The organism is Thermosporothrix sp. COM3 (assembly GCF_059696735.1).
Window position 1 is genome coordinate 3807049 of sequence record NZ_AP019376.1, and the last position, 14594, is coordinate 3821642.

10 protein-coding genes are annotated in these 14594 nt (G+C 54.4%); 5 read left to right on the forward strand and 5 right to left on the reverse strand.

The window, feature by feature from the left end; all coding sequences use genetic code 11:
• Positions 1–124: 124 nt before the first annotated feature.
• Positions 125–2221 (reverse strand): alpha-ketoacid dehydrogenase subunit alpha/beta, encoded by a 2097-nt coding sequence (locus tag KTH_RS16110; protein ID WP_497619934.1) that lies wholly within the window; start codon positions 2219–2221, stop codon positions 125–127.
• Positions 2222–2511: 290 nt separating this feature from the next.
• Between KTH_RS16110 and KTH_RS16115 the strand changes: the two genes are divergently transcribed.
• Entirely contained in the window at positions 2512–3396 is an 885-nt protein-coding gene (locus tag KTH_RS16115) for a thiamine pyrophosphate-dependent enzyme (RefSeq protein WP_497619936.1), read from the forward strand.
• 4 nt (positions 3397–3400) lie between these two features.
• Here KTH_RS16115 and KTH_RS16120 read toward each other — a convergent pair whose 3' ends face one another.
• Both KTH_RS16120 and KTH_RS16125 read right to left on the reverse strand, forming a co-directional pair.
• The gene (locus KTH_RS16120; protein WP_111317811.1) at positions 3401–3862 is read right to left on the reverse strand and encodes an NUDIX domain-containing protein; all 462 of its coding nucleotides are present in this window, start codon (positions 3860–3862) and stop codon (positions 3401–3403) included.
• 30 nt (positions 3863–3892) lie between these two features.
• On the reverse strand, positions 3893–5020 hold the full coding sequence (locus KTH_RS16125) for an amidohydrolase family protein (protein ID WP_497619939.1): 1128 nt from the start codon (positions 5018–5020) through the stop codon (positions 3893–3895).
• Between the two features lie 219 nt (positions 5021–5239).
• Here KTH_RS16125 and KTH_RS16130 point away from each other — a divergent pair, with 219 nt between their 5' ends.
• A complete protein-coding gene (locus KTH_RS16130) occupies positions 5240–6283 on the forward strand; it encodes a competence protein CoiA (protein WP_497619941.1) in 1044 nt (347 codons plus the stop codon).
• 144 nt (positions 6284–6427) lie between these two features.
• On the forward strand, positions 6428–6778 hold the full coding sequence (locus tag KTH_RS16135) for a YtxH domain-containing protein (RefSeq protein WP_111317819.1): 351 nt from the start codon (positions 6428–6430) through the stop codon (positions 6776–6778).
• Positions 6779–6871: 93 nt separating this feature from the next.
• On the opposite strand, the gene murA is transcribed toward KTH_RS16135, so the two are convergent.
• Positions 6872–8194, reverse strand: a complete 1323-nt coding sequence (murA, locus tag KTH_RS16140) for a UDP-N-acetylglucosamine 1-carboxyvinyltransferase (protein ID WP_497619943.1) — start codon at positions 8192–8194, stop codon at positions 6872–6874.
• A 537-nt stretch (positions 8195–8731) separates the two neighbouring features.
• On the reverse strand, positions 8732–10084 hold the full coding sequence (locus tag KTH_RS16145; protein WP_497619945.1) for a glutamine synthetase family protein: 1353 nt from the start codon (positions 10082–10084) through the stop codon (positions 8732–8734).
• A gap of 225 nt (positions 10085–10309) precedes the next feature.
• Between KTH_RS16145 and KTH_RS16150 the strand changes: the two genes are divergently transcribed.
• Both KTH_RS16150 and KTH_RS16155 read left to right on the forward strand, forming a co-directional pair.
• Entirely contained in the window at positions 10310–11179 is an 870-nt protein-coding gene (locus KTH_RS16150; protein WP_497619947.1) for a class I SAM-dependent methyltransferase, read from the forward strand.
• Between the two features lie 106 nt (positions 11180–11285).
• Positions 11286–14186: a sigma-54-dependent transcriptional regulator gene (locus KTH_RS16155; RefSeq protein WP_497619949.1), complete on the forward strand. Its 2901-nt coding sequence runs from the start codon at positions 11286–11288 to the stop codon at positions 14184–14186.
• The last annotated feature ends 408 nt before the right edge of the window (positions 14187–14594 follow it).

The following is a 14594-nucleotide window of genomic DNA, read 5'->3' on the forward strand; positions in this document are numbered from 1 at the left end:
GTATCTTATTCTAAGCTATACAAAGAAAAGTTAGCAAGCAGAGACAGAACACAAAAACGGGCGCATACCTCATGACAGCCCATGAAAGACGCGCCCGTTTCTCGTCGTTTAGAATGATATCTATCTATTCAGCCAGTAATGCCTCTATCTTTGCCTCAATATCAGTAGCATCAGGATAGAAGGCAGCCTCTTCCGCCGCACTATAGGGAGCAGCCGGAGCTGCCACGGCTGAAATGAATGCCGGGGTACAATCCAGGTCGTAGAAGCAGTTCTGCACAATCCAGGAATGGATATGACGACCAAAACTGGTAAGATCAGCTTCCTCTGTCACAACAATGACCCGATTTGCTTCTTTCACGGCAGCCGCAATAGCTTCTTCGTCGAAAGGTGCTAACGTGCGCAAGTCAACGACTTCAATCGAGCCGCCTTCGCGACTGACAACGTTTGCGGCGGCGGTGCAGGCTTCTAACACCATCGTTCCCCAGGCAATAATTGCCATCTGTGAGGGGCCTTGACCGATACGCAGGCGTCGCGCTTTACCGATCGGGAGCGTGTAATATCCTTCAGGTACAGACCAGTATTCCGCTATTTCCGCAATGCTATTTCCTGCGCCATCCTTTGGCGGCTCCGAGCGATACAGACGCCCGCGCTCCAGAAATGCCACTGGAGATTTCGAGCGGGCAGCTTCCAGCAACAGTCCCTTTGCGTCAAAAGGAGTCGCGGGACAAATGGTAATCATTCCCGGAACATGCGTAAACCAGAGTTCGCCGGCATTGGAGTGACCATAGGCCCCGCCACCAGAACCACTGCTGGAGATCGGGCCACCACCACCGCTGCCAGATTTTGTCCGAATAATCAGGGGCACAGACCAATCACCGAAGCTCTGATAGGACATACGAGCCGCGAGCCGGATGGTCTGCGTTGCTGACTGGTGATAATCGACAAACTGAATTTCAGCACAACGCGCTTTTCCGTCATGCATGCCAGCGCCCGCAGCAATTCCCACAATCAATTGTTCGTTGAGCGGACTGCTAATGGCATGTCCGGGATATTTGGAAACCAGGGTAGCGGTCGCCCCAAAGACGCCACCGCGCGGGCTCCCAACGTCCTGGCCATACACAAAGAACTGGGGATCGCGTTCGGCCAGTTCACCGAGCGCCTCATTAATGGCTCCAAGCATTGTCATGCGACGTTTTGCGCCACGAGGAATATTCTCGCGCCACTCAGGCACATAGACAACGTGCTCCAACACGCGGTCACCGGTCGGTTCCTGCTCCTTGAGCACTTCTTGCTCGGCGCGATCCAGTTCAGCACGGATCTCTTTGCGGAAACGTTCAAGATCTTCTTCTCGGGCCTGTCCGTTCTCCACAAGCCAGCGCCCGAAGTTCTTGACGGGATCTTTTGTTGCCGTGGTCAGCGCAATCTCCTCTTTCGAGCGATAGGCCTTAATATCGGTGCTGCTGGAGTGCGGGTCAAGGAGTCCGAGATGAAGGTGCATCAATGCCGGTCCGTTGCCAGAGCGAATCTGCTGGACAAGACGTGCGGTCGTTTCATAGGTCTGGATAATATCGTTTCCGTCGACCTCTTCGGCGTACACGCCAGCGCCTTTCGCCCATTCAACAAGGGACCCGGCCCATTGGACAGAGGAAGGAGTGGTAATTGCCCAGTTATTGTCTTCTACGATAAGCAACATCGGTAAACGATGAACGGCAGCCTGCCGAAGCGCAACACTGAAATCGTTGGTAGCTGAACTGCCCTCCCCGGTTGAGCACATCACAATGGCGTTTTCGTTCTGCCGTTTGGCAGCGAATGCCACACCGCCAGCAAAGGGAGCCAGACCAGACACCTCACTGACACCAGGGAGAATACGATGCTGCTTGCTGCTATAATGTGCTGGCATATTTCGTCCGGCACACATCGGACCGGTCACACGCGAATACGCTTCACGCAGAGGGCCATAGATATCGCCAGTTCGCTGAAGCCATGCAGCCAGATCGCGATAATACAGCGCAAGCCAGTCCTCTTCATCGAGGGCGGCGACGACGGCTGCCATAGTTTCATGCCCGGCGCAACCGATGTAGAAAGGAAAGCGTCCTTGAGTCTTGCGGACCTTGAGCAGGTCGTTCATAAGTCGCGCAGTGAGCATTGTTTTATAGAGGGCAATGACATCTAGCGGCTGTGCTAGTGTATTAGCTCCCGTAGCTTTGATATCGACTGTCATTTGCAAAAGCCTCCAATAGTCTGCGTTGACGCCCTGGGCATTCTCTACTTCTCCTCACAAAGATTTATTTTTTCCAAGTTCATTATAAGGTTGCAAACGCCGAAAAGCAATGGTACCGCAAACTTCACGCCTGACTCATTGCAACAACAATGGAAGAAGGCTTATAATGATAAAGCCTGCTAACGGTCTATCCAAAACAGGTATAATACCGATTTTCTCCCTTTCTTCTAAAAAAGGATCTTAATACAGTTCAGAATTTTTCTCTGTAATAGAACGGAAAAGCAGTAGTAATGACGCCGACATCAGCATTGTTACAGGAACTCTACACGCGCATGCTCCTGACGAGAATCGTCGATGAGCTGGCCTGGCACCTGCACCTACAGGGCCATATCGACTTTGTGGCAAGCTGCCGAGGGCATGAAGCCGTTCAAATTGGAAGCGCGGCTTGTATCGAGGTAGGAAAGGATTTCACACTTCCTTATTACCGCAACCTCGGCGTCGTACTGACGATCGGCATGACCCCCTACGAGGTTTTCCGCACGTATCTCCAACCTCAGTACAACGGGAGCAAACCGCGAGCTATGTTGCACTGGGGCTATCATAAACATAATACAGTCACCGGCACAACCTCGATCGCGACCCAGATTCTGCACGCCGCAGGCATCGCTTTCGCCTGCAAACTGCGCAAGGATACGGTCGCTGCTGTGGCCTACTGCGATCATGCCGCCCATCAAGAGGCCGATTTTCAGGAAGGGCTGCGTTTCGCGGCACAACACCGCCTTCCGCTGGTGATCGTTTGCGAGAAAGAACGTACAGATCAGACAGTGATCTCCCTTCCCCCCAATGTCCAGCATATTGAGGCAGACGGCACAAACGTGTTACAGGTTGCAGAAACCATGCGCCAGGCCTTGCAGCAGGCACGTGATGGAGCCGGTCCGGTCTTTCTGGAATTTTCCGTTGTCCGCTTCCTGCCCGATTTCGCCCCGACAAAGCAGGGCATCTTTGCGCTGGAAGGCCCCCCGGACTGTGATCCTCTCGTTCAGAGTCGGCTCCAGTTGCAACATCTGGGCCTCTGGGACGAAGAACGCGCCCAACAGCTCTATCGTAGACTGCGCCACGAAGTGGAACGCGCACTTGAGGAGGCGCTACAGGAACAGCCTGCTCGCCTCCCCTGAGGGACTACACCAGCCCTTGATCTTCCGCTGTTGTCGTCAATTGGTCGCGCAACAGGGCCCGCTCCTGTTGAAGCAAAGCATCCTCAATGCGCTGGCGATGCTTGGGAAGCGTTTTTTCAGGCAAGGCATCGACCGCAAAAAAACGGCATTCGCGCGACTCCTCTGTTTCATGGAGCGTTCCCCCTACCACGCGGCAGGCAAAGGAAAGGACCACCTCACGCTTTTGCGGCTTGGAATAGACACCTATCAGCCGCTCAATGGCAACCTCAAGCCCGGTCTCCTCTCGCACCTCACGCAGTACCGTTTGTTCCACTGTCTCACCGGGTTCCATGCCCCCTCCCGGCAAGTTCCACCACTCAATATCACGCCGCAACGCCAGCAGGACACGCTTCTCCTGCATGATGACAGCGGAAACCCCGATCCGAAAATATGCCGCATGGGTTTCTGAAAGAGATGAACTCTCCATGCACTTCATCCTCCCGCTTTTTGTTTCTGTTTAGACTCCATAGAGCTGAGCCGCGTTCTTGTACAAGACGAACTCAGCCAGATCATGGGCCTGTTGCTCATCCAGCTCGTCGGCATCGATCATTTCCTGCAAGACCTGTGCAAGGACCGCACGTCCCCGCAAGGCAGATGCCCAATGCATCTCAGGAACATAGATACCATCCGAACTATACGTCAGCTTGCTTGCTGGCGCAATACTCAACGCCTGCCGGGTAAAGGCCAGCATTTCCAGTTTCTCCACAAAGGGAATAGTATACGATAGATCGAAATAGACATGCGGGTAAATCGCCGCCAGATATGCCCCTAACTGGCTGTAAGGGTAGCTCTCATGCAGCAAGACAACCGACATCTCCTGATACGCTTCCAGCACCGGACGCAGGTGTAAGGGATTGCCAAGCAGCATATCGGTATCGCTATCCCCATAGCCGGTATGAAACTGAACCGGTAAGCGCTGCTCACAGGCGGAGGCAAACGCGATATGCAGCAAATAGTCAATCAGCGGCTTTGAACGAAGCTGGATACTGCCTCGCTGTGCCACCTCCGTCCGGGCCGCCTGAAACGCAAGCCGCGCCTGCTCTTTCGACCATTCCGCAATGTTCAGGCCAGCACGATAGGCCACGATACTCTTAAAGCCGCAATAGCCCTTTTCACGCACATTGCTGATCGCCTCGCGATAGCGCTCAAGATACTCGTCAAAATCCGCACAGGTCTGCAACAGATCCTGCATCAGGACTTCCAGCCGCAAGAGCGAGACCACGCGCACCCCGCTAAGTGCCGCAAGCTGTTCCGCCGAGTAACACTGCTCGGGCGGAGGATAGGCCCCATCGAGTACCAGGCCCTTGATCTTGCCCGCCCGCAACAGGCGCTGGACCAGTTCATCACTACTTATCTGCTGACGCGCGGCAATGACCGCCTCCTCCGTGCTCTCACAGTCCAGAAATCGCGCCAGATGACGCACCATCCAGAGATAGTACACCGTGTGCTGCACATGTTGTTGGGCGAAAACGGGAGCAGTCGCCTCCGTGAAATACGAGCGATAGGTAACGGTATCCAGATGCTGGTGCAATAGCATTGAATGACAATGGTTATCGATTACCGGAATATCTGTCAGATCAAGCATAGTTCCCCCATTCATGCAACGCCTACAGGCAGGCTATCATACACGTAATCTCTGTCGCAATGGTTTCACTCTCTATGATACAGTACTCAGGCGGATATCTCCGCTTTGACACACCGGATGGAGAAAATATATGTACAGAGGCCGCGTTTTTTGACGGAGAGCGTCGAATAAAAACGCGAGATGCTCTAAGAACACAGTGCTGAAAAAAGGGGAAAGACGATGCTGGTTGCCTGTGGTCCCGATGGACAGCGCCTCACGGCCCGCGAAATATCGCCAACCCAATTACGGGAGTGGTCACGCGCCCACCTGCTCACCTGCCCGAACTGTCACGCCCCTGTTCATCTGCGCGGCGGCGCGGAGAAGCGCAGACAGCTCCATTTTGCCCATCAAAAAGGCGAATGTGCGTGGAGCACCGAACCCGAATCCGAGCGTCATGCGCAGGGAAAAGTGACGCTTGCTCACTGGCTACAGCAGCAATATCCTGCTGCCACGATTACGCTTGAGCAGCGGCTTCCCGAGCCAAACCGCATCGCTGATATCTTTGTCGCTCATCCCGATGGGACGCGATGGGCCATCGAGTTCCAATGTGCTCATCTGGAACGCGAACGCTGGCAGAAGCGCCACATTGCCTATCGCAGGGCTGGAATCATCGACATCTGGATCATCGGGAACAATCGCCGCAACAAACACGAAGCCTTCCTTGAGGCAATCTTCTCCCATACGCACGAGTTGCTCTTTCTCGATCCGCTGGTAACGCCCGCATGTAGCTGGCTCCGCTGGCCCGTCTCACCTGAACTCATCCAGGATAGACAGCTTCTGGACTATGACGGCGCCCATGCAACCCTGACGGCTCCTCTGAACGAGTTTCGCCTGATCCAGGAGGGCAGCCTGCGTCACCCGATCCGGGATGAGATAGACGAACGCGCTCGTCTGCTTCGACTGATGCACGCCAGGTTTGACCCGCGCCTGCTGCTGGCCTACCTGCGTTCCCGGGTGGAGCAAGACGTTCTGACCGATGTCCTGCGTCCGCTGTTGAAGGCCTACCTGCTGGACCCCCATCTGTTGCAGCGCTATAACTATGGGCGCGGCACGCTCACACCCGCTGAGCAAGAGCGGATTGACAGGGCCCGTGACTGGCTGGTCTCACTCGACGCAAAAGGCTACACGCGAGAACGGCTACGCGCCCTTGTCAGAGAGATTCCCTTTGTCAATGCATACGCCGCTTTTGCCACGTATTTTGAATTGTTACTCTCTCTTCCCTGAACAAGGCCTTCTCAATAAGAAAAGCGATACCGACGATTCCCGGATTGAAACTCAATGATAGAGCAGTGCGTTATCCTAATAGTAAGGATCAGATACATAGTCCAGCCAATACCTCTGTACCAGGAGAGGAAAGGATAGAAAGAGATGAATAACTTCTTCAAAGGTCTACTCGTCGGCGTCGGTGTTGGCATGCTTATTGCTCCTATGCGCGGCGAAGAGATGCGCAAGATGTTGAGCGAGCGCTTTGAGGAGCTTCGAGGACAGCTTCCCGAAAATGAACAGATCGCACTGTACAAGCAACGTGTAACCGAACGCGTCTCACAGACTGCGGATAATCTCAAGAGCTATGCCAAACAGGCTGGCTCCACCGTGAAACAGACAGCCAGCAACCTGAAGAACACCGCACAGAAAGCCGGCGAGGATGTAAAAAGCACAGGCAGGGACGTGACACAGGAAACCAAAGAGACCATTAAAGCAACACCCAGTCAGCAATAGGGCCTTGCCTGCTTCCCATTCTTCAGACGTAAAAAAAAGAGACATGGCACCTGATATCGGGTGCCATGTTTTTTTGCTGCCGAATAAAAAGGATTATGAGACCTGCACACGCTCTATCTGAAGATTCAGCGAGGTCAGGCGCGGCACAATATCGCCGTAACCACGCTCAAGGAACTCGATACCTGTAATCATGGTCGTGCCTCGTGCGATTGCCGCCGCGATCACATAAGCAAGGCCAGCACGGAGATCAGGGATACAGAGATCTGCTGCCGTCAACGGAGTCGGCCCCATAATAATCGCGCTGTGCTCGTAGTTCTTGTCGCGGAACCGGCAGGGAGTCCCCCCCAGACAATGCGTGGTCAACTGAGTATGAGCGCCCAATTCCGCCAGATCCTTCAGATATCCAAAACGCTTCTCATACACCGTCTCATGCATAATCGAGATACCATGTGCCTGCGTCAGCAGCACCGCGAAGGGCTGCTGCCAGTCGGTCGAGAAGCCAGGGTAGACGTCGGTTTCGATGACAGCCGGACGTAGCTCTCCATTGCGGAAGAAACGAATGCTCTCCGCTCCTTTGAGCTCTACACCGCCGCCGATCTGCTGATAGTAGGAAAGGAAGTTGCCAAGCGTATCGGGACGAATCCCGTGAATTGTCACATCACCGTCCGAGGCACAGGCCAGACAGGCCCACGAAGCCGCCTCAATTCGATCACCAAACACACGCATATTCACCCCATGCAGGCGCGGCACACCCTCAATGCGAATCTCGCGTCCCGACGAGGTAAAAATAATCGCGCCCATTGCACGCAGCATGGTGATGAGTTCCATGATTTCGGGCTCAACAGCGGCATTGGCAATGACCGAACGCCCTTCAGCAAGCACACTGAGATACAGACAGGTTTCCGTCGCGCCCACGCTGGGATAGGGAAGTTCGATATATGCTCCCTTGAGCGACTTCACACGCCGCGCAACGTAGCCATCTTCGCCCTCTTCCACAATACCGCCAAATTTACGGATAGCTTCAAGATGGAAATCGACGGCACGAGCGCCAATCTTACAACCTCCCACAACCGGCACCGAGACTTCCGGGAAACGATGCAGCAGGGCCCCAAGCAGCAGGATAGGGATGCGGTTACTGCCTGAATGCGGGACCGGCACCGTCGATGTATTAATCGTGGTCGGATCAATGCGCAATTCAAGGCTCTCTGTCCTCTCAACGGTTGCACCGATTGAGGTGAGCAACTCTGCTGTGATATCAACATCTCCAATAGGAGGAACATTTGTCAATACAGTGGGGGTTTCGCCGAGCAATGCAGCAACCATTGCTTTCGTCGCGAAATTCTTTGCACCGAGGCAGTTTATCTCACCCTTCACGGGGTATCCGCCCTCGATACGATATGCATACGGACTCTTCACAGCTACCTTACCTTTTTTGAATAGAGTTTTGAAAAATCAGGTACGCAGGGAGGAACAATTGTTATGCTATCCTCCCTTGCCATTATACAGGTATACTTCCACCTCACGATATATGACAAATCCGGCCATTAACGCAAGTATCTGGTAGAAGAGGAGGGTAGATATAGGCAATTTGGGGGATACAGAACAGGAAGAAAAGCAGACCAAAAGAACGAGCACGCCGTCACATGGTATAGTATTATTGCGTTCAAATGTTCAAGCATTGAACGTGACCTTCTGGCCGATCACCAGCGCACCGCATTCGGCGTACACACAGAGCCAGTTCGTTCTGTGAAGGAACGCCACCTGCCCTGTGCGCCCTCTGATCGCGCAGAAGCAAGGCGTGCACGCTGTTTTCTGTCATCGTGCACCTTCAGTTCTGTCCGAGAGCTGCAACGCGAAGGGCATCCGCTCATCATGGGCCGATGCCCTTTCTCCTCTCGATCAGGCACGCATACACAACTCGCCCAGTACTTAGAAAAGGGCAGGCATCAGAGCTCAGTACTTAGAAAAGTGGCTCAGAGCCTCCTCTTCAGGCGTCTTATCTTGAAAATAAGCCTGCTCGCTCCACTTCACCGCGAGATACGATTTCAGCAACAGTGGGCCAAGCGCCTCGCGTAATACCGCATCCTGTTCCAGCGCGTTGAGCGCCTCATCCAGCGAGGTAGGCAGGCGCCGTATACCAAGCAGCTCGCGCTCCTCATTGCTATAGTTTGCCGGGTCCATCTCCAGAGGTGCGCCCGGATCGAGCCGCTTCTGAATACCATCCAGCCCCGCAGCGATCATCCCCCCAAGCGCCAGATAGGGATTGCCGCTGTGATCCGAGCACTTTAACTCAATGTTGGCCGATAGCACCTCGCGCCCTTTGAAAAGCGACGGTATCCGCACCGCAGCTTCGCGATTGTCATAGCCATACACGTTATAGGCCCCGCTCCAACTGCGAGGTTGAACCCGCTGATAGGAGTTCGGACAGGCACAGGTCAGCGCCATCAACCCACGCATGTGTGCAAGCAGCCCGCCAACGAAATACCTCCCTACCTGACTGAAGCCTCCCCGCTCTTCGGGATCAAAAAACAGGTTCTTGTGCGGCTGTCCCTTATCCCAGAGACTGAAGTGAATATGCGCACCGCTTCCCGCCTGATCCAGAAACGGCTTCGGCGCAAACGAGGCATAGAGATTGAACGTCCGCGCCACACCACGCACCGTCTCACGTACCAGACAGATCGTATCGGCAGCCTGCAATACGGGCGCATTGCTGACCGAGAGTTCCTGCTGAGCCGGGCCGAGCTCGGTATGATAGAGCTCAATCGAGATGCCCTGCTGCTCAAGCGCCTCCAACAGCGCATTGATATAATCGGCCTGTTCATCCAGACCCGCGCTGCTATAACACAGGCTTTGATCCGCCGGAGTAAACTGCCCGATATCGCGCCGTGCCAGATAAAACTCGTGCTCAACGCTGGCCTCGGCCCGTATCCCATGTTCGGCCAGACGAGCAATCATTCGTTTCAGAAAGGTACGCGGGCACGCCTCCCAGGGCACTCCATCCAGCCGCACCATATCGCAAAACATGCTTGCGGTTGCCGGAACATAGGGCAGGAGCGTGAACGTCTCTGGATCAGGAATCAGGCGAAACTCGCCAATCGGCCCCATGCCCTCAACCGGCACCAGTTGTTCCATCCCATTGAATGCCTGCATTGCCAGTGATTGCCCGATGCCCGCAACCATCCGCTCAAGCAGCTTACTGGTATGCGTTGCCTTGCCACGAATAATCCCGCCATTATCACAGTACAGGAAGCGAACCAGGCGTATATGTTCTGTCCGCGTCAGGCGCAGCACGTCTTGAACATCCATCACCAATCCCCTTTCAGACCGACAAAAAGAGCGAAACAATACCCAAAGGTCCTATTCAAGTATAGCGCCCGGCAAAAAGACAGCGCTCGGGGGCCTGTAGCGCAATTCTCAAAAAACCGCTACACTATGGAGACAGCAATTGCACAGCTCAGGTGGTCAAAGAAGCCAACTCGCTGGGTATGCTTGAAAAGCCGATAAAAACGGCATTCTATCAGGAGGCTCCCCATGTTTGAGACACTTCCGCGCGACTTTGTCGCCGATTTACAGCACCCTTACTACTATCGTGATATCCATAGTCGCTGGTTCCAGTGGAGCAGCCCCGCAATTCTGGATCAGAGCGCCCGAGCAACGTATTATTTTGTCAAAGATTGGCTCCCGGAGGGTACCGAGCTGCATATCCTCGAAGTCGGTTGTGGCACCGGGTTTCTGACACTGGAACTGGCTCGTGATGGTCATACCGTCATCGGAGTCGATAAAATCGCTGACAGCATCGAGATCGCTGAACGTACACTCGCCATTCAGGGAGCAAACGCGCTGCCAGTGCGCTATTTTCAGCAGGATTTTCTGGACTGGGACGCGGGCGAACTGCGCTTCGATGCTATCATCTTTAACCGGGTGCTCCACCACCTTGAGGCGCTGGAACCCACCATGCAGAAAGTTCATCATCTCCTGAAAAATGAGGGGCGCATCATCTGTTATGATTATGCCTACGATTTCTTCGATGAGCAGTGCGCCCTCTGGGTCTACCAGACACAGCGCCTCCTTCAGCTTAGCGGTCATTTCGAGCCCGAGCACCCCCAGGAGACAGACGACGATGCACAGGCAATCGAGCAGATCTATCAAGCATGGGAAGCACGTGGCAGACATCATCAGTTGCAAAAAGGGGAGGATCTGCTTGCAGCGCTCAAGGGCCACTTTACCGAACTCCTGTTCACAGACGCCCCCTGGATCTTTCTGTCTATCGCGAACGGGCTGCGCAACGTCACCCCCGAACAGGAAGAGCAGCTTGTGCGTTTCATCAAGGAGATGGAGCATTATCAGACGGCACAGGGAATAATGCCCGCTGTTGGCTTTCACTTTGTGGGGAAGCGCTAGCAGGGAAGCGCGGGAAACACCTGTTTGCTTTTTTGAATGGTATTTCGGTATACTTGGATCTACGAGAAACGGACAATAGAAAAATCAACAAGGAAAGTTGCTATCTATGCTGCGCAAAGAGAAGGTTCTTGAGGCATTGCGCTATCTCTGTACGCAACACATGCCACAGCATAGTGTACTTCGCCGTCATGCGGGATTCAGTGCGGAAGAAGTTGCTCTGCAAGCAGGAATAGACCGCAGCAATGCCAGCCGTGATCTTAACCAACTGGCACACGAGGGGATGATCCTTCGTATACCCGGCAGACCGGTCCTGTTCACCCTGAAAACTGAGACGAGCACACCACAAGCCGTCCCACCAGAGGGAACGCCACCAACAATTGTGGCTTCCGTGCAGGTGGGCGCGGTCATTACCAGTTTTGATACGCTCATCGGGAATTCTGAGGGCTTAAAAAGTGCCATTCAACAGGCTAAAGCAGCTATCCTTTACCCACCACATGGCCTGCATACGCTGCTCTGTGGCCCGAGCGGCGTCGGTAAAACCACGGTTGCACGCCTGATGCACGATTTTGCTATTGAACAGGGAGCCTTCCCGGAAGATGCGCCGTTTGTCAGCTTTAACTGCGCGGACTATGCGGGTAATCCTCAGTTGCTCATGGCGCACCTGTTTGGTGTCGTACGCGGTGCATATACAGGAGCAGATCGTGATCGAAGTGGTCTGGTTGAACAGGCACATCGCGGCATCCTGTTCCTGGATGAAGTGCACCGTCTGCCACCAGAGGGGCAGGAAATGCTTTTCTATTTAATGGATAAGGAGCGCTTCCGGCGGCTTGGCGAGGTCAAGGAGCGGAGCGCCTCCGTGCTGTTGATCGCCGCAACCACAGAGGACCCACATACCACGCTGCTGCCAACCTTTCGACGCCGCATTCCAATGGTCATCAGGCTACCCGGGCTGAATGAGCGTCCGATTATGGAGCGCTATGAGCTGGTTCGCGCCTTCTTCACTGCGGAATGCAGCAGTATCGGCGTCAATATTCAGGTAACTCCCCAGGCGATACAAGCCTTTTTACTGTATAATTGTCCCGGGAATATAGGGCAATTGAGGACTGACGTACAATTAACCTGTGCCCAGGCATATCTGGAATATCGCACCCATAACCGCCATGAGCTCTCTGTCCACATCGATACGCTGCCCGACCACGTGCGCAATGGCCTGCTCCACATTGCCAAGCTGCACCAGACGCTCGAAAAAGAGACACATTACCATCTCAAAGCCAACCATATCTTTACGCCAACCGGCCTGAATCTGGATAGTGACATAGACTCTGGCCGCAGTCTCTACGACATTATCAATACTGAACTGGCTTTTTTGCGCAAAACCAATCTCTCCGAAGCCGAGATCCATTCCCTGGTACGGCTCTCGATTCAGCAGTATTTTCAGCACTTTGCCCAGAGCATCGACCAGGAAACGAATGAAGCCACAGCCAGCCTGGTAGACAAGCGCCTGCTGAAGCTGGCACAGACCATCGTGCATCATGCGGAAACACAGCTCGGACGCACTTTCCCCGAAAAGTTGCCGCTCGTGCTGGCACTCCATCTGTCCAGCGCGATCGAGCGAAGCAGCCAGGGGCACCCGCTCCATGTCCCGGGGATTCAGGCCGTCCGTCAAACCTATCCCATTGAATATGAAATCGCTCGCTTTGCCTTGCAGCATATTCAGACAGAGATGGGCGTCACCTTGCCCGAAAGCGAGGCAAACGTGCTTGTCGTGCTCTTTAACCACGCGGATACGCTGTTGAGCAACGGGCATGTCTCTGCGGGCATTGTGATTGCAGCACACGGACATGGAGTGGCACAGGGGCTGGCTGAACTGGCAAATACACTGGTTGGAGCAACCAGCGTCTCCCCTGTCGAGCTAGACCTTGAGCAGACCCCGGAAGAGATTCTCAATCTGGTAGAACAATGCGTTCGTGACGCCGATCAAGGAAGTGGTGTCCTGCTCCTCGTCGACTTTGCGTCGCTGCTCTCCCTGGGCGAGATCATCGCCCATCGGACCGGAATCGCGATCCGGGCCATCGCGAACGTTTCGGCGCCGCTGGTCATCGAGGCATCCCGCAAGGCCCAACGCGCCGAAGGCTACACACTCGATGAGCTGGCCACCAGTCTGGCATCAAACACCCGGGCATACGCCCCTCCCTCTAAAACAACGCAGACTGGCGGTCACCTGCTTCGTGAACAGACGACTCCATACACTCCCACGTCAACAAAGAGAGTCATTCTCTCAATCTGCCTGACAGGATATGGCAGCGCAACCAAGCTAGCAGAAGTGATTACCGAGCGCCTGCCTGAGATCTGTGAGCAGGATGTTGAGATTATTTGTATGGATATCAGTATTACAGGGAAAACCGAGGATGAGCTCCAGCGGCTGGTCAGTTCACGGCAGGTCGTGGCAGTCGTGGGGACCATCAATCCACACCTGAAGAACTATCCTTTTATCTCGCTCTCCGAGCTGCTTTTTGGCGATGGCATCACCCGTTTACGGACACTGCTCGGAGGTACCTTCATCGACCCGGCTCTGCTCAATCCACCAACGCGCCGCCTGCGCCCCAGGCAGGCCCAACGCGCCGCCCTGATGCGCGAGATCGAGCATACGCTGCGACAGCGCTCGCTTTTTCTAAATCCAGCCCGGGTGCTACCGCTGATAGAACGAACTATCGAAATGATTGAAATTGAGGTCGGAGAAAGCTTTGACACAGAGGTGCTGGCCGGGTTGATTCTCCATCTCGCAACACTGCTTGAACGCAGTCCCTCGCACCCTCCAATGCTGGTCAGCGACGCTATTCGCGAGCAGATTCATCAGCTCTACCCGCGGGAGCTCGCGATCTGTCGCCACGCCTGGCAGGCATTGAGTTTGCAAATCGGGCATCCCTTGCCAGAAGAGGAGGCATATAACATCGTCAGTATTCTCAGGCAAGTTGATATCTTTATCGATCCACCCGCAACACCCTGACAGCAACATTGGAAGCCCCTGCACGCAAAAACACGCACGTTCCAGTGCAGGCAGAGGCAGCATGCAGCGCATCCGTCACCCGCGGTAACCATCGGCAGCCGACCAACGTACGCAACAATCGTTCGCTCGGCCTGCCGATCCTTTCACACCCACTTGACTTATCTGAGGCCGGGTCTCCGTTCAGAGCGGTGGTGACCGTATCACATCCCTGAAATAGAGCGGCAGATAACCGGACGTCTTCTTCTATACGGGCTACACAGAACAGAAATAACACACTGAGAAACACACTTCTCCTTCCTCTCCCTGCACCTGATTACCACCTCACTCATTGCTCAAACGGCATAGAGACTTCTTCGAGAAAGGGACTTTCTCCAGAGATACCCGACGAAACGGCCACCAGGTACCCGC

What these genes read in the sequence shown, in the direction of transcription:
- KTH_RS16110 (WP_497619934.1), bottom strand. Translation starts at nt 2,221, where the DNA reads ATGACAGTCGATATCAAAGCTACGGGAGCTAATACACTAGCACAGCCG.
- KTH_RS16115 (WP_497619936.1), top strand. Translation starts at nt 2,512, where the DNA reads ATGACGCCGACATCAGCATTGTTACAGGAACTCTACACGCGCATGCTC.
- KTH_RS16120 (WP_111317811.1), bottom strand. Translation starts at nt 3,862, where the DNA reads ATGGAGAGTTCATCTCTTTCAGAAACCCATGCGGCATATTTTCGGATC.
- KTH_RS16125 (WP_497619939.1), bottom strand. Translation starts at nt 5,020, where the DNA reads ATGCTTGATCTGACAGATATTCCGGTAATCGATAACCATTGTCATTCA.
- KTH_RS16130 (WP_497619941.1), top strand. Translation starts at nt 5,240, where the DNA reads ATGCTGGTTGCCTGTGGTCCCGATGGACAGCGCCTCACGGCCCGCGAA.
- KTH_RS16135 (WP_111317819.1), top strand. Translation starts at nt 6,428, where the DNA reads ATGAATAACTTCTTCAAAGGTCTACTCGTCGGCGTCGGTGTTGGCATG.
- KTH_RS16145 (WP_497619945.1), bottom strand. Translation starts at nt 10,084, where the DNA reads ATGGATGTTCAAGACGTGCTGCGCCTGACGCGGACAGAACATATACGC.
- KTH_RS16150 (WP_497619947.1), top strand. Translation starts at nt 10,310, where the DNA reads ATGTTTGAGACACTTCCGCGCGACTTTGTCGCCGATTTACAGCACCCT.
- KTH_RS16155 (WP_497619949.1), top strand. Translation starts at nt 11,286, where the DNA reads ATGCTGCGCAAAGAGAAGGTTCTTGAGGCATTGCGCTATCTCTGTACG.